Below are 21,229 nucleotides of genomic sequence, written 5' to 3'. Positions count from 1 at the left end.
AGTGGCCGGAGACCGATCACCCGCGCCGGGCCGCCGTGTCGTCCTTCGGCGTCAGCGGCACCAACGCCCACACCATCATCGAACAGGCCCCACCGGCCCAGGACGAGGAGCCCGCGGGGGCTCCCGCCGACGGCCCCCTGGCGTGGGTGCTCTCCGCCAAGAGCGGCGCGGCGCTGCGGGCCCAGGCGGCCCGGCTGCTGCCCGTCGCACAGGGCGAGGTCCGGCCGCAGGACGTCGGTCTGTCGCTCGCCACGACCCGCGCGGCCATGCGTCACCGGGCCGCGGTCGTCGGGGAGAACCGTGCGGAACTGCTCCTCGGGCTGCAGGACCTGGCCGCCGGGACCCCATCGGCCCGTGTGCTGCTCGGCCGCCCGGCCGGCGGCAAGACCGGCTTCCTCTTCTCCGGGCAGGGCTCGCAGCGCATCGGCATGGGGCGCGAGCTGTACGCCGCGTTCCCCGCCTTCGCCACGGCCTACGACGAGGTGTGCGCGCACCTGGACGCCCCCGTCGACGTCGACGCCGAGACGCTGCACCGGACCGGGTGCACCCAGCCCGCGCTCTTCGCGGTCGAGGTGGCCCTGTTCCGGCTCCTCGAATCCCTGGGCGTCCGGCCCGACTTCGTCATGGGCCACTCGGTGGGCGAGATCGCCGCCGCGCACGTCGCCGGTGCGCTGTCCCTCGACGACGCGGCGAAGCTGGTGTCCGCCCGCGCCGCGCTGATGCAGGCGCTGCCCGCGGGCGGCGCGATGGTCGCCGTGCAGGCCACGGAAGAGGAAGTCCTGCCCCGCCTCACCGACGGGGTGAGCGTCGCCGCGGTCAACGGCCCCTCGTCGGTGGTGGTTTCCGGGGACGAGACGGCGGCGCTGGCGATCGCCGCGGCCTTCGCCGAGCAGGGCCGCAAGACGTCCCGGCTGAAGGTCAGCCACGCGTTCCACTCGCCGCTGATGGACCCGATGCTGGAGGAGTTCGCCGAGGTCGTCGGTGGCCTGGCCTTCGAGAAGCCGCAGTTACCCGTCGTCTCCAACCTCACGGGTCAGCCCGTCGAGGCCTACACCCCCGAGTACTGGGTCCGGCACGTCCGCGAGGCCGTCCGCTTCGCCGACGGCGTCCGTACCCTGCACGACCTGGGCGTGCGGACCTTCATCGAGATCGGCCCCGGCGGTGTCCTCAGCGGCATGGCACAGGGCTGCCTGGACGACGCCCTCACGGTCCCGGTGCTGCGGGCCGACCGCCCCGAGCGGCAGGCACTCGTCACGGCCGTGGCCCATCTGCACACGCTCGGCGTCGCGGTGGACTGGAGCGTCTTCTTCGCCGGTGCGCACCAGACCGACCTGCCGACGTACGCGTTCGAGCACGAGCGGTACTGGGTGCAGGCCCCGGAGCGCGCCGCGGCGGTGGACCCGGTGGACGCGGAGTTCTGGGACACCGTGGAGCGCGAGGACCTGCAGGCCCTCACCGAGACCCTGGACGTCGGGGCGGAGGACGCCTTCAGTGACGTGCTGCCGAGGCTGTCGTCGTGGCGCCGGCAGCGCAGGGAGCAGTCCGCCGTCGACGACCGGCACTACCGCGAGTCGTGGAAGCCCCTGGGCGAGCTCGCACCGGCCGGCCTCGGCGGCACCTGGCTGATCGCCGTGCCGGAGGAGGAGAACGAGCAGACCGCCGCGGTCCGCACCGCGCTCACCGCTCGCGGCGCCACGCTGAAGACGCTGGTCGTCGGCCCGTCGAGCGACCGCGCCGGTCTGGCCGGCGAGCTGGCCGGGACCGGGCCGGTCGACGGCGTACTGTCCCTGCTCGTCACCGGCGACCCCGTGCTGCCCACCCTGCTGCTCGTCCAAGCCCTGGGCGACGCGGGCGTCGACGCCCCGCTGTGGTGCCTCACCTCGGGTGCGGTGGCCGTGAGCGGCTCCGACGCCGTACGCGACGCCCGGCACGCCCAGGTCTGGGGCCTGGGCCGCACCGTCGCCCTGGAGCTGCCCCGGCGCTGGGGCGGCCTGATCGACCTGCCGGAGTCCGTCGACGAGCGGGCCGCCGCACGCCTGGCCGACGTGCTGGGACACGCGCTGACGGGCCGGTGGGAGGAGGACCAGCTCGCCGTCCGCTCCTCGGGCGTCTTCGCCCGGCGGCTCGCCCACGCACCGGCACGGGCCGCCACCCGCCGCTGGCAGCCCCGCGGCACCGTCCTCGTCACCGGTGGTACGGGCGCGCTGGGCGGCCACGTCGCCCGCTGGCTGGCGCGCGGCGGCGCCGGACACCTCGTCCTCACCAGCCGCCGGGGCGCGGACGCCCCGGGCGCCACCGCCCTGCGGGACGAGCTGGAGGCCCTCGGCGCCCGCGTCACGCTCGCCGCCTGCGACGTGGCCGACCGCGACGCCGTGGCGGCCCTGCTCGCCGAGCACTCCTTCACCGCCGTCGTGCACGCCGCCGGGGTCGCCGACGCCGGCCTGGTGGACACCACCACGCCGGATGCCTTCGCCGCCGCGCTCGCCGCCAAGGCGGGCGGCGCGGCGCACCTGGACGAGCTGCTGGGCGACCAGGAGCTGGACGCCTTCGTCCTGTTCTCCTCCATCTCCGGCGTCTGGGGCAGCGGCGGCCAGGCCGCGTACGCCGCCGGCAACGCCTACCTCGACGCCCTCGCCCGGCAGCGCCGTGACCGCGGCCGCACCGCGACCGCCGTCTCCTGGGGCCCCTGGGCCGACGGCGGCATGGTCGAGGACGGCGACGACGAGGAGCGGCTGCGCCGCCGCGGCCTGAGCGCGATGACCCCCGCATCGGCGATCACCTCCCTGCAGCGCGCACTCGACCGCGACGAGACCCTGCTGACCGTGGCCGACGTGGACTGGTCGCGCTTCATCGTGCCGTTCACCCTCGGCCGGCCCAGCCCACTCCTCGGCGACCTCCCCGAGGTGCGTGCGACGCTCGCGCAGGACGCCCCCGGGACGGGCCACGGCGCCGGGGCACTCGCCGAGAGCCTGGCCGGGCTGTCGCAGGAAGACCGCGCACGCGTCCTCGTGGACCTCGTGCGTACGCACGCCGCCGCCGTACTCGGCCACCGCACAGCGGGCGCCGTCGAGGCCGACCGGCCCTTCAGGGACCTCGGCTTCGACTCCCTGACCGCGGTGGAACTCCGCAACAAGATCAACGAGGCCACCGGCCTCGCCCTGCCCACCACGCTGGTCTTCGACCACCCCACGGCCGCCGACCTCGCCGACCACCTGCTCGCCGAACTCACCGGCGGCCAGGACGCGAAGGCCACGGCCGAGGCGGCCGCCGCGGTGCTGGACGAGCCGATCGCCATCATCGCGATGGCCTGCCGCTACCCCGGCGGCGTGCGCTCGCCCGAGGACCTGTGGGAGCTGGTCTCCTCCGGCCGCGACGCGATCTCCCGCTTCCCCGGCAACCGCGGCTGGGACATCGAGCAGCTCTACCACCCGGACCCCGACCACCCCGGCACCACCTACACCACCCACGGCGGATTCCTCTACGACGCGGACGAGTTCGACCCCGCGGTCTTCGGGATCAGCCCCCGCGAGGCCGTCGCCATGGACCCGCAGCAGCGCCTGCTGCTGGAGACCACCTGGGAGGCCTTCGAGCGCGCCGGGATCGCCCCCGACACGATGCGCTCCACCGCCACGGGCGTCTTCGTCGGCTCCGGCTACCAGGACTACACCGGCCGCCCGCTCAAGGTGCCCGACGGCGTCGAGGGCTACCTCCCCAGCGGCAACGCGGCCAGCGTCATCTCCGGCCGGCTCTCCTACACCTTCGGCCTGCAGGGGCCGTCGGTCACCGTCGACACCGCGTGCTCGTCCTCGCTGACCGCCCTCCACCTCGCCGTGCAGGCGCTGCGGGGCGGCGAGTGCTCCATGGCACTGGCCGGCGGCGTGATGGTGATGGCCGGACCGTCCGCGTTCACGATGTCGAGCCGGCAGCGCGCGCTGTCCGCCGACGGCCGCTGCAAGGCGTTCTCCTCGTCCGCCGACGGCACCGGCTTCGCCGAGGGCGTGGGCCTGGTCCTGGTGGAGCGGCTGTCCGACGCCCGCCGCAACGGACACGAGGTCCTGGCCGTCGTCCGGGGCAGCGCGGTCAACCAGGACGGCGCCTCCAACGGCCTGACCGCACCCAGCGGCAAGGCCCAGCAGCAGGTCATCCGGCAGGCGTTGGCCAACGCCCGGCTCGCCCCCGACGAGGTGGACGCCGTGGAGGCCCACGGCACCGGAACCCGGCTCGGCGACCCGATCGAGGCGCAGGCGCTGCTGGCCACCTACGGCGAGGAGCGTTCCGGGGGCAGGCCGCTGTGGCTGGGCTCGCTGAAGTCCAACATCGGCCACACGCAGGCGGCCGCGGGCGTCGGCGGCGTCATCAAGATGGTGATGGCCATCCGCAACGGCGTCCTGCCGCAGACGCTGCACGTCGACGAGCCGACCCCGGACGTCGACTGGTCCGGCGGGACCGTGCGTCTGCTCACCGAGCAGACCGCCTGGCCCGACCAGGACAGGCCCCGGCGCGCGGCCGTCTCCTCGTTCGGGATGAGCGGCACCAACGTGCACACCATCATCGAGCAGGCGCCGGAGACCGCGCCCGCCACCGAGGGCGAGCAGGCCCCCGCGGCGCGGGACGCGACCGCAGCCCGGCCCCTGGACGTGGTCCCGTGGGCGCTGTCCGCGAAGACCGCCCGGGCACTGCGTGAGCAGGCCCGCAGGCTGCTGAACCACCTGGACCGCACCGAAGGGCTCTCCCTGCCCGACGTCGGCCGCGCCCTGCTCACCACGCGGACGCAGCTGGAGCAGCGGGCCGTGGTCGTCGGCCACGACCGGCACGAGCTGCGGGCCGGGCTCGCGGCGCTCGCCGCCGGCGAACCCGCGGACAGCGTCGTCCAGGGCACCGCAGCGGCCTGCGGCAAGGTCGCCTTCGTCTTCCCGGGCCATGGCTCGCAGTGGACGGAGATGGCCCGGGACCTGCTGGAGACCTCCCCGGTCTTCGCCGAGCAGGCGCGGGCCTGCGCCGAGGCGTTCGCCCCCTACCTCGACTGGCCGCTGCTCGACGTCCTGCGCGCCGAGCCCGGTGCGCCCGACGTGGCCGAGGTGGAGGTCGCCCAACCCGCCCTGTTCACGGTGATGGTGTCGCTGGCCGCCCTGTGGCGCTCCCACGGTGTGACGCCCGCCGCCGTCGTCGGCCACTCACAGGGCGAGGTCGCCGCCGCGTACGTCGCCGGCGCGCTGACGCTGGACGACGCGGCCCGGATCGTGGCCCTGCGCAGCCGCTCGCTGACCAAGCTCATCGGCAAGGGCGCGATGCTGGCGGTCGCCATGCCCGCCGACCGGGCCCGCGCGAGGCTGGAGAAGTACGGGGACCGGTTGTCGGTCGCCGCCGTGAACGGGCCCGCAGCCCTGACCGTCTCCGGAGAGCCCGACGCGGTCGACGAACTCCTGGCCGAACTCGAAGCCGAGGGCGTGCGCGTGCGCAAGGTCCGCGGCGCCACCGGCGCCGGGCACTCCGCCCAGGTCGAGAGCCTGCGTCCCGAACTGCTGGAGCTGCTGGCCCCGGTCACGCCGGGCGCGGCGGACGTGCCCTTCTACTCCACGGTGACCGGCACGGTGCTGGACACCACGGCCCTGGACGCCGCGTACTGGTACCGCAACGCGCGGCACACCGTGGAGTTCGAGCGGACCGTAGGGGCGCTGCTGGCGGACGGGCACGGGGTGTTCGTCGAGTGCAGCCCGCACCCGCTGCTGGCCGACGCGGTGCAGCAGATCGCCGAGGACGCCGGTGCCGACGCCGTGACCGGCGCCTCGCTGCGCCGAGGCCAGGGCGGCATGGACCGCTTCCTGCGCTCCGTGTCCGAACTGCACGTGAGCGGCGTACACGCGGACCTGGCGGTCCCCTTCGCGGGACGTCCGGTGCGGCCCGTGGACCTGCCGACGTACGCGTTCCAGCGGCAGCGGTACTGGCTGGAGAGCGCCGACCCGGTACCGGCGGGCACCGATCCGGCCGAGGCCGGGTTCTGGGAGCTGGTCGAGAACACGGACCTGCCCGCGCTCACCGCCGAACTCGGGGCGGACGACGCCGCGCTCATCGCCCCGGCGCTGCCGGTGCTGTCCACCTGGCGTCGGCGCAGCCGCGAGAAGTCCACGGTGGACGGCTGGCGCTACCGGGTCTCCTTCCGGCGGCTGACCGACCACCCGGCCCCGGGCCTGGACGGCCTGTGGCTCGCCGTCCTCCCCGCCGGACTGGCGAACGAGCAGTGGGCGCCCTGCGTCGTCGGCGTGCTCGGCGCACACGGCGCCAAGGTGCGGGTCGTCGAACTCCCCGTGGACTGCGACCGCGCGCAGGCCGCGAAACGGCTCGTCGAGGAACTCGGCGGCGAACAGCCCGCCGGTGTCCTGTCGATGCTGGGCCTCGCCCCCGGCTGCCACCCCGCCCACCCGACGTTGTCCGCGAGCCTCGCCACGACCGTCACCCTGGTGCAGGCGCTCGGCGACGCGGACGTCCAGGCACCGCTGTGGTGCGCGACCCGCGGAGCGGTGTCCACCGGAGTCACCGACCCGGTGTTCGACGCCGGCCAGGCACAGCTCTGGGGCCTGGGCATCGTCGCCGCACTCGAACTGCCCCGGCGCTGGGGCGGTCTCGTCGACCTGCCCGAGAAGCTGGACGAGCACGCGCTGCGCCGCCTGGCCGGAGTGCTGGCCCGGCACGACGAGGATCAGCTCGCCGTCCGTGCCGACGGCGTGTACGGCCGGCGCATGCTCCGCGCGCGGCCCGCCGACGCGGAGCCCGCCACCCCGTGGCAGCCCCGCGGCACCGTCCTGGTCACCGGCGGAACCGGCGGTGTGGGCCGGCATCTCGCCCGCTGGCTGGCCGGAGCGGGCGCGCAGCACGTGGTGCTCACCAGCAGAAGTGGGCTCGACGCCCCCGGCGCGCGGGAACTGCACGCGGAGCTGACCGCCCTGGGCGCCGAAGTGACCATCGCCGCCTGCGACATCGCCGACCGTGACGCGCTCGCGCGGCTGCTCGCCGGCATCGAGTCCCGGCACCCGCTCACCGCGGTACTGCACGCCGCCGGCACGGCACGCTCGTCCATGCTGGCCGACGCCGGTCTCGACGAGTTCGCCGAATCCGCGGCCGCCAAGGTCACCGGCGCCCTCCACCTCGACGCATTGCTCGCCGGCCGCGAACTGGACGCGTTCGTCCTCTTCGCCTCCGGTGCCGGCGTCTGGGGCAGCGGTGGGCAGGCCTCCTACGCCTCGGCCAACGCCTTCCTCGACGCCCTGGCACTGCGCAGGCGGGCCCGCGGCCTTACCGCCACCTCGGTCGCCTGGGGCGGCTGGGCGGGCGGCGGCATGGTCGACGACGCGGTCCAGGAGCGCGGCGCGCGGCGGGGCCTGGGCGTCATGGCCCCCGAACTCGCGATCTCCGCCCTGCGCCAGGCCGTCGAGCACGACGAGGCGGCCCTCGCCGTCGCCCCGATCGACTGGGAGAAGTTCCTGCCCGCCTTCACGGTGGGACGGCCCAGCCCGCTGCTGGCCGACCTGCCCGACGTACAGCGGCTGCTGGAGGCCGAGCAGGCCGCCGGCGAGGAGACCGGCACCGCAGCGGCGCTGGCGACCGAGCTGGCCTCACTCGCCCCGGCCGAGCAGGAGGAGCGGCTGCTGGAACACGTCCGCTCCCAGAGCGCCGTCGTCCTCGGCCACGCGTCGGCCGAGGACGTGCTGCCCACCGCGCACTTCCTGGAGCTCGGCTTCGACTCGCTCACCGCGATCGACCTGCGCCGGCGCCTGGCGGCCGCGACCGGCCTCCACCTGCCCGCCGGACTGGCCTTCGACCACCCCACGCCCGCCAGGCTCGCCAGACACCTGCTGACGCGGCTCCGGGGCGCCGGCGGCGGCACGGCACAGGAGCGGCCCACCGACATGCTGGTGCAGCTCTACCGGCACGCGAGCGAGAACGGGACGGCCGCCGAGGCCATGGGGATGCTGATGGAGGCGGCCCGCTTCCGGCCTTCGTTCGAGCGGCCCGAGGAACTGGCCCAGCCGCCCGCCCCGGTACGGCTGTCGCAGGGCGACCACCCCCTCGCCCTGATCTGCTTCGCGCCGTACGTCGTACCGGCCGGGGCGCACCAGTACGCGCGGTTCGCCACCCCCTTCCGCGACCGGCTGGACCTGTGGGCGCTGGTCCACCCCGGCTACGAGAAGGGCGAACCGGTCCCGTCCGACCTGGAGGCCGTGCTCCGGCTGCACGCGCGGACCGTACGGGAGTGCGCCGGCGGCAAGCCGGTCGTCCTGCTCGGCTACTCCTCGGGCGGCTGGATCGCCCACGGCGTGGCGGCCCACCTGGAGGCCATGGGCGAGCAGCCGGCGGCTGTGGTGATGGTCGACAGCTTCAGCCGAGAGGTCCCGTTCGACCACCAGGTGCTCAACGCGATGGCCCAGGCACAGTCGCAGCGCCTGGACTTCATGAGGTCCGGCGGCGAACAACTCACCGCGATGGGCCGCTATATGCGCCTGTTCGACGACTGGGCCGCGCCGGAGATCGCCGCGCCGACCCTGCTCGTACGGGCGAGTGAGCCGATGCCGGCCGGCGACACGGACGGCGACGGGCGCGCGGCACCGCCCGAGCACGTGGACACCGTCGTCGAGGTGCCCGGAAACCACTACTCCATGTTGGAGGACCACGCCGGCACCACCGCGGCGGCGGTGGACTCCTGGCTGGCCGGCGTCGTCACCGATCCGTCCGGCCCCGCCGCACCCGCACCCGCGGACGCGACGACCGCATGACCGGCCCGCGACCACCGCGGCCACCCCGGAACCAGACAGAGCAGATGTGGGAGAGAAATCATGACCAAAGCTCTCTACGAGATAGGCGAGACCCCGCCGCTCGGTGAGGTACCGCGGCAGATGTACGCCTCGGTGATCCGCCAGAACCGCTTCGGAGAGCCGAAGCAGGCCTTCCGTACCGAGGTCGTCGACACCCCCGCGGCAGGCCGGGGCCAGGTGCTGGTCTATGTGATGGCAGCCGGCATCAACTACAACAACGTGTGGTCCTCGCTGGGCCAGCCGGTCGACGTCATCGGGATGCGGCAGCGCCAGGGCCAGCCCGAGGACTTCCACATCGGAGGCTCGGAGGCCTCCGGCGTGGTGTGGGCCGTCGGCGAAGGCGTCCGCAACGTCAAGGTGGGTGACCACGTGCTGCTCACCAGCGGCCAGTGGGACGAGACCGCCGAGGACATCCGGCTGGGCCGGGACCCCCTGGTCTCGGAGAGCATCAAGGCCTGGGGGTACGAGACCAACTACGGCTCCTTCGCCCAGTTCTGCCGCGTCGACGAGTACCAGTGCCACCCCAAGCCCGCACATCTGTCGTGGGAGGAGTCGGCGGCCTTCCTGCTCACCGGGCCCACCGCCTACCGGCAGCTGTTCGGCTGGCAGGGCAACACGGTCCGCCCCGGCGACCCCGTGCTGATCTGGGGCGGTGCGGGCGGCCTCGGCTCGATGGCCATCCAGCTCGTCAGGCTGGCCGGCGGCGTCCCGATCGCCGTGGTCTCCAGCGAGGACCGCTCCGAGTACTGCCGCCGCCTCGGGGCCGCGGGCACCATCAACCGCCGCGACTTCGACCACTGGGGCCGGCTGCCCGACGTCGGGGACGCCGAGGCGTCGGCGCGGTTCCTGCGCGGGGCCCGCGGGGTCGGCAAGAAGATCTGGGAGATCCTCGGTGAGCGCAGGTCCCCGCGGATCGTGCTGGAGCACAGCGGCCAGGACACCCTGCCCACCTCCATGTACCTGTGCGACAACGCCGGCATGGTGGTGATCTGCGGTGGCACCTCCGGCTACAACGGAGACGTCGACCTGCGCCACCTGTGGATGCGCTCCAAGCGCCTCCAGGGCTCGCACTACGCCGGCACCCGCGAGTGCCGCGAGGTCATCGAGCTCGTCGGCGCCGGCAAGCTCGACCCCTGCCTGTCCGCCTGCGACGGCTTCCAGGACATCGGGCGCATGCACCAGATGATGCACGACAACGTGCACCCCTCCGGGAACATGGCCGTCCTCGTGAACGCGCCCCGGCGCGGCGAGACCGCGCTCGCCGCCGCCTGACCGTCCCGGTCGTACGACACCCCTCACACCAGCTCAAGGAGAGCCATGCCCGAGCCCACCGCCGACGCGCCCGCCGTCCCCAAGGCCCGTAGCTGCCCGTTCCTGCCGCCGGACGGCATCGCCGACGTCCGGGCGGCCGCCCCGGTGACCCGGGCCACCTTCACCAGCGGCCACGAGGCCTGGCTGGTGACCGGCTACGAGGAGGTGCGCGCGCTGCTGCGCGACCCCTCGTTCAGCGTCCAGGTGCCCCACGCGCTGCACACCCAGGACGGTGTCGTCACCCAGAAGCCCGGCCGCGGCAGCCTGCTGTGGCAGGACGAGCCGGAGCACACGTCGGACCGCAAGCTGCTCGCCAGGGAGTTCACCGTCCGGCGCATGCAGGCGCTCCGGCCGAACATCCAGCGCATCGTCGACGAGCACCTCGACGCCATCGAGGCGGAGGGCGGCCCGGTCGACCTGGTGAAGACCTTCGCCAACCCGGTGCCCTCCATGGTGATTTCCGACCTGTTCGGCGTCCCGGTCGAGCGCCGGGCGGAGTTCCAGGAGATCGCCGAGGCGATGATGCGGGTCGACCAGGACGCCGCCGCCACCGAGGCCGCCGGCATGCGCCTGGGCGGACTGCTCTACCAGCTCGTCCAGGAGCGCCGGGCCGACCCCGGGGACGACCTGATCTCGGCGCTGATCACCACCGAGGACCCCGACGGCGTCGTCGACGACATGTTCCTCATGAACGCGGCCGGCACCCTGCTGATCGCGGCCCACGACACCACCGCCTGCATGATCGGCCTCGGTGCGGCGCTGCTCCTCGACCGCCCCGACCAGCTGGCCCTGCTGCGCGAGGACCCGTCGCTGGTCGGCAACGCGGTCGAGGAGCTGCTGCGCTACCTCACCATCGGCCAGTTCGGCGGCGAGCGCGTCGCCACCCGGGACGTGGAGCTCGGTGGCGTGTGCATCGCCAAGGGCGAGCAGGTCGTCGCGCACGTCCTCGCCGCCGACTTCGACCCCGCCTTCGTCCAGGAGCCGGAGCGCTTCGACATCACCCGCCGCCCCGCCCCGCATCTGGCCTTCGGCTTCGGCGCCCACCAGTGCATCGGCCAGCAACTCGCCCGCATCGAGCTGCAGATCGTCTTCGAGACCCTGTTCCGCCGCTTCCCGACCCTGCGCCTGGCCAAGCCCGTCGAGGAGCTCCGCTTCCGCACCGACATGGTCTTCTACGGTGTGCACGAGCTGCCCGTCACCTGGTGACCTCCGCACCACGGCCCACTCCCACAGGAGATCAGCGCCCGCGGAACGCGTGCGCTGATCAGGCCTACGACCGGTGCCGACCGGGCTGCGCAAAGGCCCTGCTGACGGACTGGAACCTGCTGCCCCCCTCCCTTCGCGTATCGATGAACGACTGCACCGCCCCTTGTTCGAAAGGCACCACATGACCGACACCGACATCCGCCTCACGGAAACGTCGACCCGCTCCTTCCCCCAGGACAGGACCTGCCCGTACCAGCCGCCGAAGGCCTATGCGGACTGGCGGGGCGAGAGCCCGCTGACCCGGGTCACGCTGTTCGACGGCCGGCCGGCGTGGCTGATCACCGGGCATGCCGAGGGGCGTGCGCTGCTCGTCGATCCGCGGCTGTCCTCGGACTGGGGTCACCCGGTCTTCCCCGTCGTCGTCCAGCGCACCGAGGGGCGCGGCGGGCTCGCGTTCCCGCTGATCGGCGTCGACGACCCGCTGCACGCCCGGCAGCGGCGCATGCTCATCCCCAGCTTCGGCGTCAAGCGCATGAACGCCATCCGTCCCTCGCTGCAGAGCCTCGTCGACCGGCTCCTGGACGACATGCTGGCGAAGGGGCCGGTCGCAGACCTGGTGTCGGCCTTCGCGCTGCCCGTGCCCTCCATGGCGATCTGTGAGCTCCTCGGCGTCCCGTACGGCGACCACGACTTCTTCGAGGAGTGCTCCCGCAACTTCGTGGGCGCCGCGGCGTCGGCGGAGGCCGACGCGGCCTTCGGCGAGCTGTACAAGTACCTGCACGGCCTGGTCATGAAGAAGCAGGCCGAGCCCGGGGACGGCCTGCTGGACGAGCTGATCGCACGCCAGTTGGAGGAGGGCGAGCTGGACCACGACGAGGTGGTCATGATCGCGCTGGTCCTGCTGGTGGCCGGCCATGAGACCACCGTCAACGCGATCGCCCTCGGGGCCCTCACGCTCATGCAGCACCCCGAGCAGACCGACGTGCTGCTGCAGGACCCCGGTGCGATCTCAGGAGTGGTCGAGGAACTGCTGAGGTTCACCTCCGTCTCCGACTACATGGTCCGGCTGGCCAAGGAGGACATCGAGGTCGGCGGCGAGACCATCAGGGCCGGGGACGCGGTGCTGGTCTCCATCACGCTGATGAACCGCGACGCCAAGGCGTACGAGGACCCCGACGTCTTCGACGCCCGGCGCAACGCACGTCACCACGTCGGCTTCGGCCACGGCATCCATCAGTGCCTCGGGCAGAACCTCGCCCGCGCCGAGCTGGAGATCGCCCTGGGCACGCTCTTCGCCCGCATCCCCGGCCTGCGGCTGGCCGTACCCCTGGACGAGGTGCCCATCAAGGCCGGCCACGACGCCCAGGGCCCGGTCGAGCTCCCCGTCACCTGGTGAGGGCCCGGCCGGACGGAACGGACGGAACGGAAGAAAGGGTGGCGGGACACGCCATGCGCATCACCATCGACCGCGACCGGTGCATCGGCTCCGGCCAGTGCGTCATGACCGCACCCGGCGTCTTCACGCAGGACGACGACGCACTGGTCGCCCTGGTCCCGGGGCATGAGGACGGGGCGGGGGACCAGCGCGTGCGCGACGTCCCCATGGCCTGTCCGGTCCAGGCGGTCGCGGTCTTCGAGGACTGAGCGGCAGCGGCCGCACGGGGGACGCGGGCAGCGGACGAGTCGGCTGACGGGGCAGGGCGCGGATCCGCCACGCTCATCGGCCCGGGCCGGGCCGATCCCGTCCTGGGCCCGGGTCCGTGACCGGGTCGTCGGCACCGTGGCCCAGCAGTTCGTGGAGCAGCGGGGTCGCGGGCAGTGCCGGGTGGAGGTACACGCGCTCGCGGCGTTGTTCGACAGCGGCCAGCAGCATCTGGAAGGTGGTCCTCGCCTCCTCGGTGCGACCGCCGTGATGTTGCGCCTGGCCCAGCAGGCCCAGGTGGAGCGGATGGCGCAAGTACGTCCTGGACCGGCCCAGTTCGGCCAGTGAGGTGTGGATGAGGGCGAGGCCCTCGTCCTGATCCCCCGCGTGCGCCTGACCCCACCCCTTGACGACGCCCAGCATCGCCTTCCAGTAGAGGAGTCCGTGTTCCCCCGCGACGCGGACGCCCTCGGCGCTCGAAGAGAGCGCGGTGCGGGTGTCACCCTCCCAGGCCGCCACGACCCCGTCCACGTACAGCGCGAAGGAGCGGTCGGACGGCCTGCTGTCGTACTCGGTGAGGCTCACCAGCTCACGCCGGCGGGCGCGGGCCGTCTTCCGGTGTCCCAGGAGCCAGTGGGTGAAGGTGTCGTAGGAGCGGCAGGAGACGCGTGGGTCGTGCTGGAAGGTACGGGCCAGCACATGACCCTCGTCGGCGAAACGATCCGCCATGCCGACGGCGCGTTCCAGCTCGGCGAGCGCCTGCGGCAGCATCCCGCGCACATGCAGCACGATGCCTTCGCCGTACGCCGCACCGAGCGCCGCCACGGGCTCCCGGGTCTGCCGCGAGATGTCGCGCAGCAGGCCGGAGAACTGCCGCGAGGCGTCGTAGCGGCCGGTGACCAGGTCGGCCGCGCACAGCGCCCAGAGCACCGACGGGTCCTCGGGGGCATGCGTGGCCGTGTTGAGGGCGCGACCGCGTGTCAGTGCCGCCTCGGCCTCGGGGTGCCCGTAGCCGCGCGTGGTGGCGAGTACCTGGCCGAGCTGGATGTGCAACGTCTGTTCCAGGCTCACCGTGGCGGAATCGTCCGGCGGCAGGAAGCCGATCAGGTGCACCGCGCGGCGCAACCAGATCTCCACCTGTTCATACGCCATGGACTGCTCGGCGTGTTCCGCGGCGAGCAGCAGCCGGGGCAGCACCTCGGCGGCGCGCAGCGCGCTCTTGGCGTGCCAGCTGTGGTGTGCGACCCGCTCGACCTCCTCGTCCTCCACCTGTCCGCGCCTGCGTGCGCACAGCGCGTCGGCGACCCTGGCGTGCAGGCGGTGGCGGTCCTCACGGGGGAGCTCGTCGACGAGCGTCTCCTGGACCAGCGCGTGGGCGAAGTGCAGCCGCCCCGGGTGGTGCGGGTCCTCCCCGAGCAGGCCGGCACGGATGGCCGACTCAAGGCCGGCGATGACCGGTTCGTCGTGCGTGGCGGTCCGGTGCAACAGGTCGGTGTCCACCTCGGCGCCTATGACGGCGCACAGCCGGAGCACCCGCAGGACCGGCTCGGGCAGCGCGGCGAACCGCTGGTGCAGCGCCTCACGTACGCCGGTGGGAATGTGAGCCAGCAGCGCGTCGACCGCGTCCGGGCGATGGAGCTTGCGCGCGTCGCCCACGAGGGAGAGGAGCTGCATCACGAAGTACGGGTTGCCCTCGCTGCGCCGGTGCAGCACGTCGACGACCTTCGGGTCCACCCCGGACCCCGCGTGTGCTTCCACGAGGGCGCCGACGGCCTTCCGGGAGAGCCCGCGGAGCCGCAGCGTCTCGGTCCTGGGGCCGCGGAGCACGTCGGAGACCATCCGGCGCAGCGTCGCGTCCGACTCGGCCTCGAACTCCCGGGCGGTGAGCACGATGCCCAGCGGCTGCCCCTGGCAGCGAGTGCTCAGCAGCCTGAGCAGATCGAGGGAGGCGGTGTCCGCCCATTGCAGGTCTTCGAGGAGCAGCACGAGCGGGTGCTGCCCGGCGAGGGTGAGCAGTACCTCGCAGACCGCGTCGTGGGCGAGGAAGCGGGCCTGGCTCCAGTCGGAAGCCCATCTCGGGCCCCCGGTCCGGTCCACCGACCGTTCGGGCATCAGCGGGGCGAGCAGGGCGCCGAACGGTTCCGTCGCCTCGCGAAAGGCATCCGGCCGGGTGGCGGACAGCCGCCGCAGGATCTGGGTCCACAGCCAGTACGCGGGGACGCCCTCGCCGGGGAAGCAGTGGCTCCAGACCACGTCCAGACGGGAGCCCTTCTCCTGCGTGTCCATGCTCTCCAGACGGGCCGCCAGTTCGAGCAGCAGGCGGGTCTTTCCGACGCCTGGCGGGCCGAGAACGCCGGCCACATGACCGTGGCCCACGACCGCGCTCGCGGCAGCGGTGGTCAGGCGGTCGAGCTCCTGGCTGCGGCCGGTGAACGGCGAAGGGGCAGCCGTCCACCCCGACTCGAACTTCTCGGACCCGCCTGCCGGTTCCTGTTCCGGCCCGGGCAGCGGCAGCCACCGGTCCGTCCCGGCCTGCGTGCCGGTGTCGTCCGTCCGCCCGCCCGGCGGCCCGTCGGTGCGCGCCGCCGGGCGCGCGTCGGCCCCCATGATCCCCTCGCGTCCGACGGCCGCGACGGCGTCGACCGTCCCCTCGGCGTCGGCGGTGGCCACCGCCCGGCCGCACCCCGTGACGGCCGTCCTGCCGTCCCCGGAGCCCTCGAAGCCCGCGGACCCCGGTACTCCGTCGTCGGCCGTCTCCTTCCCCACGAGCAGGACAGGTGACGCTCCGGTGGGCTTGAGCGGCACGGCGGAGAGCTGCTTCGCGGGAGCGCTCGCACCCGGCTCCTGGCGCAGGATCGCGTCTCTGACCCGGCGTAGCTCGGCTGCGGTGTCCACACCGAACTCCTCGACCAGATGACTGCGCGTCCGCTCGTACACCTCAAGCGCCTCGGCCTGCCGCCCGAGCCGGGACAGTGCCGTCATGAGGTGGCCGACCAGCCGCTCCCGCGTCGGATGACGGCGCGCCTCCCCGTCCAGATCGGCGGCGACCTCTTCGGCCGCGCCGAGAGTCAGCCGCGCCTCCGCGCAGGACTCCACCGCGGTGAGCCGGATCTGTTCGAGGCGGGTGGCCTCGTCGCTGAGCGGCGGATGGCTGTCGAACTCCGCGTACGGCGAGCCGCGCCACAGCCCCAGGGCCTCGGTGAGCCGGGCCTGCGCGGTGCGCGGATCGCGCTGCTCCAGCAGCCGCCGCCCGTCGGTGACCAGACGCTCGAAGCGGCAGGCGTCGACGTGTTCGGGATCGAGATCGAGGACGTAACCGGGCGTCCGGTGGCGCAGCACCGAAAGCCGGCCAGATCCCGCCACGGGATGCAGGGCCCGGCGCAGATGCGAGACATGGCTCTGAAGTGTGGCGACGGCCTGACGGGGCGCCGTGTCACCCCACAGCTCCTCGACGAGCAGTTCGGTGGGCACCACGCGGCCGATGCGGACGAGCAGCAGGGCGAGCAGCGTCCGCCGGCGTGGCGGGCCGAGCGGCAGATCATGCCCGTTGTGCCGCGCCGACATGGGCCCCAGAACACTCAATATGAGCTCGGCCTGGTCGGTTTCCGTGGGTAACACGTTTGCGGTCGGAGGTGTGGGCATGCTGGTCCCTATCGTTCTCGCGGATACGGCTGGCTGACGGACGGCTTCGAGCTGGCTGGTCGTACCCCCGTGTCTCCTATGGATCTTGACACAGGGAAAGCGCCTTCCAGGGCGGAGGTCCGCCGATTGGCAAGAAATCGGCAGGTGTTCGGCAAGGATTTCGACACCAGGTCCGGAAAACGATGGCGGGCGACGGCAAGGGGCCGCCAGCGGCTCGACCAGCACCCCGCAAGGTCGGTGGCGCACGATGACGACAACTGGAGTACCCGCTGGTCCCAGGGCCGATGGCGCCCCTGTCGACGGTCTTCGCGGCCGCTCACCAGCCTCGAATTGATTTCGCCCTCAAGTTTCCTGACAGGGAGCCCCACTCTTGCTGAGTCCAGCACCTGCAGCTCCGGCCCTGTGCATGGCGAGCCTCGATAAAACCCTGACCATCCAGCAGGCGAACCAGGAGTTCTTCCGCCAGTTCAGCGGCTCGTCCGAGGACATATGCGGCCGCAATTTCCGTGACGTGGTGCACCCGAGCGTGCAGCAGCCACTGGTGCGCCAATTCTCCAATTTGCTGGAAGGGAAGCACCAGCGATTCGTCACGCCCGTCATTGCGGTGGGGCCCGGCGAGGAGTCCGCCTTCACCGTTCCCCTCACCGCGGTCGCGGTACGCGGTGGCCTGCCCGACACGACCGCGATCCTGGTCATGATGCCCACGGCAGGGGACGCCGAGGGGACGCGTGTGGTGACCAAACGCAAGGCGATCCTGTCCGCGATGGACGCGCGCATCCTGGAGGGCATCGCCGCCGGTGTCTCCACCGTGCCCTTGGCGGCGAGCCTCTACCTCAGCCGGCAGGGCGTCGAGTACCACGTGACCTGCCTGCTGCGGAAGCTGAAGGTGCCCAACCGTGCCGCGCTGGTCTCCCGCGCCTACTCCATGGGCGTACTCAAGGTCGGCACCTGGCCGCCCGAGGTCGTGGACGACTTCGTGAAGTGAGCGGCACGGGGCCCGTACCGGGCGCCCGCTCGCGCCGGTGACGGCGGCAGCTTCCCCCGGCCGGAAGCGACGCCGCGTCCTGCCCCCGCTGCCCGTGAAGGCGCGCGTGAGTACGGCCCGCGCCGGGAGCGGGCCGCACCCCCAGGCCCTCTTCCACACCCCCATGCCTCTTCCGCACCCCCACGCCCACTTCCACACCCCGGGCGACCGAACCTCCGGGACCCGGCTGCCACAGGGCCGGCGGGCCGGGTCCGGAGGCCGGTGACGGTCGCCGAGCGATCTCCCCACGGTCCGTTGCACCCGAGGCCGCGCCGCTCCGGCCGGCCCTCTCTCTTCATCTCTTCTCTCATCCGAAGCTCAGGAGACACAGCGTGTTCGCACACCAGCCTCTGTCGCGCCGCCGCATGCTCGGCATGGCCGCCTTGGGCGCCGCCGCACTCGCGGGGCAGACCACCATCGCCGCGGCGCCCCGGGCGGCCGCCGCCACCGCGACCAGCGGTTCCGGCGGCACGTTCGTCCCCGCGGTCGTGGTCGGCACCGGTTACGGCGCGGCCGTCTCCGCCCTGCGTCTCGGCGAGGCGGGGGTCACCACCCTGATGCTGGAGATGGGTCAGCTGTGGAACCAGGCCGGCCCGGACGGCAACGTGTTCTGCGGGATGCTCAAGCCCGACAAGCGCTCCAGCTGGTTCAAGAACCGCACCGAGGCCCCGCTCGGCTCCTTCCTGTGGCTCGACCTCGCCAACCGGGACATCGATCCCTACGCGGGCGTCCTGGACCGGGTCAACTTCGACCAGATGTCCGTGTACGTGGGACGCGGTGTCGGCGGCGGTTCGCTCGTCAACGGCGGCATGGCGGTCACGCCCCGGCGCTCGTACTTCGAGGAGGTGCTGCCCCAGGTCGACGCCGAGGAGATGTACACCAAGTACTTCCCGCGCGCGAACTCCACGCTCCGGGTCAACACCGTCGACAAGAGCTGGTTCGAGCAGACCGACTGGTACACGTTCGCGCGTGTCTCGCGCCAGCAGGCCGCGAACGCCGGCCTGGGCACCACCTTCGTGCCCAACGTCTACGACTGGGACTACATGCGCCGTGAGGCGGACGGCACGGTGCCCAAGTCCGCGCTGGCCGCCGAGGTCATCTACGGCAACAACCACGGCAAGGTCTCGCTCGACAAGAGCTACCTGGCGGCCGCCCTGGGCACCGGCAAGGTCACCATCGAGACCCTGCACCAGGTCAGGACGATCCGTCAGCAGAACGACGGCACGTACCTGCTGACCGTCGAGCAGCGGGACGCCGACGGCAAGCTGCTCGCGACCAAGGAGGTCTCCTGTCGCCACCTCTTCCTCGGCGCGGGCAGCCTCGGATCGACCGAACTGCTGTTGCGCGCCCGGGAGACTGGCACCCTCCCGGACCTCAGCTCCGAGATCGGCGGAGGCTGGGGCCCCAACGGCAACATCATGACCGCCCGGGCCAACCACATGTGGAACCCCACGGGCACCAAGCAGTCGTCGATCCCCGCCCTCGGCATCGACGACTGGGACAACCCGAACAACCCGGTCTTCGCTGAGATCGCGCCCATGCCGGCGGGTGTGGAGACCTGGGTCAGCCTCTACCTGGCCATCACCAAGAACCCGGAGCGCGGCACCTTCGTCTACGACGCCGCCAAGGACCGGGCCGACCTGCGCTGGACCCGGGACCAGAACGCACCCGCGGTCGCGGCCGCGAAGTCGCTGTTCGACCGCATCAACAAGGCCAACACCACCATCTACCGGTACGACCTCTTCGGCAAGCAGATCAAGGCCTTCGCCGACGACTTCTGCTACCACCCGCTCGGCGGCTGCGTCCTCGGCAAGGCCACCGACAACTACGGCCGCGTCGCCGGATACAAGAACCTCTACGTGACCGACGGCTCGCTCATCCCCGGCAGTATCGGCGTCAACCCGTTCGTGACCATCACGGCGCTGGCGGAGCGCAACGTCGAGCGCATCATCAAGGAGGACGTCGCGAACTCCTGACGAGCGGTGGGCGGGGCCCGCCCCATCTCCTCCCGGCGATGCCCCGCCACGGTGGGTGCTCGCACCCCGACCGAAAAGGAACGATTCCGTGCACTCCCCGCTCACCAAGGACAACGGCCTCTGGATCCGCAGGTTCCACCCGCGCCCCGACAGCCGCGTCCGGCTGGTCTGCCTGCCCCACGCGGGCGGCTCCGCCAGCTTCTACTTCCCCGTCTCCCGGTCCATGCCCGACAGCGTCGACGTGCTGTGCGTGCAGTACCCCGGCCGCCAGGACCGTCGCACCGAACCGCTCCTGGACTCCGTACCGGCGCTCGCCGACAAGATCTACGAGGCCCTCCTGCCCTGGACCGACCAGCCCGTCGCCCTGTTCGGCCACAGCATGGGCGCCTCTCTCGCCTACGAGATCGCCCGGCGGCTGGAGCGGGAGCGGGGCATCACGCCCGCCGCCCTCATCGCCTCCGGCCGCCGTGCCCCGTCCACGCACCGCGACGAGACCGTCCACCTGCGCGACGACGACGGGCTGGTCGCCGAGATGCGCGGCCTGAGCGGCACCAACCCCCAGCTGCTGGGCGACGAGGAGGTCCTGCGCATGATCCTCCCCGCCATCCGGGCGGACTACCGCGCAGCCGAAACGTACGTCTGGGAACCCGGGCCGCCCCTGCGCTGCCCGGTGACCTGCCTCGTCGGCGACGACGACCCGAAGGTCACCGTGGCGGAGGCGGACGCCTGGTCCGGGCACACCGACGGCCCCTTCACGCTGAAAGTCTTCCCCGGCGGCCACTTCTTCCTGGGCCAACACCAGGCGGAGGTCGTCCGCCTCATGGCCGCCCAGCTGGCGGTGCCCGAGCGGGCGTGAGGACCGGACGCACGCGGGCGGACGCGGGGCACCGCGCGGCTGGGACGGGGGCCGCGCGGGGGTGAGCCGCGTCGCATCGGTGCGGGCGAGGTTGCTATGCAACGAGTTGCATAGCAGGATCGACGGCATGGCGCTCGAACACGCGATCCTGGTGTCGCTCCTGGAGAAGCCGGGGTCCGGCTATGAGCTGGCCCGGCGCTTCGAGCGGTCCATCGGCTACTTCTGGACCGCGACACACCAACAGATCTATCGCGTGCTCAAGCGCATGGAGAACGACGGATGGATCGACGTCCGGGACGTCCCGCAGCAGGGCCGGCCGGACAAGAAGGAGTACTCGGTCGCCGACCTCGGCCGGGCCGCGCTGTCCTCCTGGCTGCACGACCCGATCGAGCCGGAGAGCGTACGCCACGACCTGGCCGTGAAGATCCGGGGCGCCGCATTCGACGACCCGGCCGCTCTGATCCGCGAGGTGGAGCGGCACCGGCAGGCACACCGGGACCGGCTGGCGCACTATCTGGCGGGAGAGGCGCGGGACTTCACGAGGTCCGAGGCGGACGCGGCCGGTCCGCAGGCACCACCGGACGCGGAGCGGGAGCTCCAGCACGTCGTCCTGCGCGGCGGCATCGCGTACGAGCGGATGATGATCGACTGGCTCGACGACGTCCTTGCCACGCTGGCCCGGTTCGGTCCGGGCCGCTGATCGCCGCCGCACCGTCCGCAGGACCACCCGGTCCTGCGGATCCCGCCGGTCCAGCCGTCAGAGTT

Annotated in this window: 10 protein-coding genes; 9 read left to right on the top strand and 1 reads right to left on the bottom strand. The window is 72.8% G+C overall.

All coding sequences use genetic code 11. The annotated features are described in order from the left end of the window. The 5 genes from IO33_RS0110990 to IO33_RS0110970 all read left to right on the top strand — a co-directional run. Positions 1 to 8,768 (top strand): type I polyketide synthase (locus IO33_RS0110990; protein WP_037685236.1); only part of this gene is annotated, 8,768 nt, incomplete at its 5' end. Positions 8,769 to 8,828: 60 nt separating this feature from the next. Continuing rightward, positions 8,829 to 10,079, top strand: a complete 1,251-nt coding sequence (ccrA, locus tag IO33_RS0110985) for a crotonyl-CoA carboxylase/reductase (RefSeq protein ID WP_031163147.1) — start codon at positions 8,829 to 8,831, stop codon at positions 10,077 to 10,079. 45 nt (positions 10,080 to 10,124) lie between these two features. After that, entirely contained in the window at positions 10,125 to 11,324 is a 1,200-nt protein-coding gene (locus tag IO33_RS0110980; RefSeq protein ID WP_031163145.1) for a cytochrome P450, read from the top strand. 181 nt (positions 11,325 to 11,505) lie between these two features. Next, positions 11,506 to 12,720 carry a cytochrome P450 gene (locus IO33_RS0110975; RefSeq protein WP_031163143.1) on the top strand — a complete coding sequence of 405 codons (1,215 nt, stop codon included), beginning with the start codon at positions 11,506 to 11,508 and terminating at the stop codon, positions 12,718 to 12,720. A 53-nt stretch (positions 12,721 to 12,773) separates the two neighbouring features. After that, a complete protein-coding gene (locus IO33_RS0110970; protein ID WP_031163141.1) occupies positions 12,774 to 12,968 on the top strand; it encodes a ferredoxin in 195 nt (64 codons plus the stop codon). Between the two features lie 73 nt (positions 12,969 to 13,041). On the opposite strand, the gene IO33_RS0110965 is transcribed toward IO33_RS0110970, so the two are convergent. Further along, positions 13,042 to 16,530, bottom strand: a complete 3,489-nt coding sequence (locus IO33_RS0110965; RefSeq protein ID WP_245235752.1) for an ATP-binding protein — start codon at positions 16,528 to 16,530, stop codon at positions 13,042 to 13,044. A 484-nt stretch (positions 16,531 to 17,014) separates the two neighbouring features. On the opposite strand from IO33_RS0110965, the gene IO33_RS0110960 reads away from it, so the two are divergent. The 4 genes from IO33_RS0110960 to IO33_RS0110945 all read left to right on the top strand — a co-directional run bounded on the left by IO33_RS0110960 (position 17,015) and on the right by IO33_RS0110945 (position 21,164). Further along, a complete protein-coding gene (locus IO33_RS0110960; RefSeq protein WP_031163138.1) occupies positions 17,015 to 17,593 on the top strand; it encodes a LuxR C-terminal-related transcriptional regulator in 579 nt (192 codons plus the stop codon). Between the two features lie 404 nt (positions 17,594 to 17,997). Continuing rightward, positions 17,998 to 19,608, top strand: a complete 1,611-nt coding sequence (locus tag IO33_RS0110955) for a GMC oxidoreductase (RefSeq protein ID WP_037685233.1) — start codon at positions 17,998 to 18,000, stop codon at positions 19,606 to 19,608. 88 nt (positions 19,609 to 19,696) lie between these two features. After that, entirely contained in the window at positions 19,697 to 20,464 is a 768-nt protein-coding gene (locus IO33_RS0110950) for a thioesterase II family protein (RefSeq protein WP_031163134.1), read from the top strand. A gap of 127 nt (positions 20,465 to 20,591) precedes the next feature. Beyond that, positions 20,592 to 21,164 carry a PadR family transcriptional regulator gene (locus tag IO33_RS0110945; RefSeq protein ID WP_031163131.1) on the top strand — a complete coding sequence of 191 codons (573 nt, stop codon included), beginning with the start codon at positions 20,592 to 20,594 and terminating at the stop codon, positions 21,162 to 21,164. The last annotated feature ends 65 nt before the right edge of the window (positions 21,165 to 21,229 follow it).

Origin of the sequence: Streptomyces durhamensis, assembly GCF_000725475.1 — a bacterium.
GTDB classification, from domain to species: domain Bacteria; phylum Actinomycetota; class Actinomycetes; order Streptomycetales; family Streptomycetaceae; genus Streptomyces; species Streptomyces filipinensis.
The sequence above is the reverse complement of the archived record's forward strand: the minus strand, read 5'-3'. Positions and strand labels throughout refer to the sequence as shown.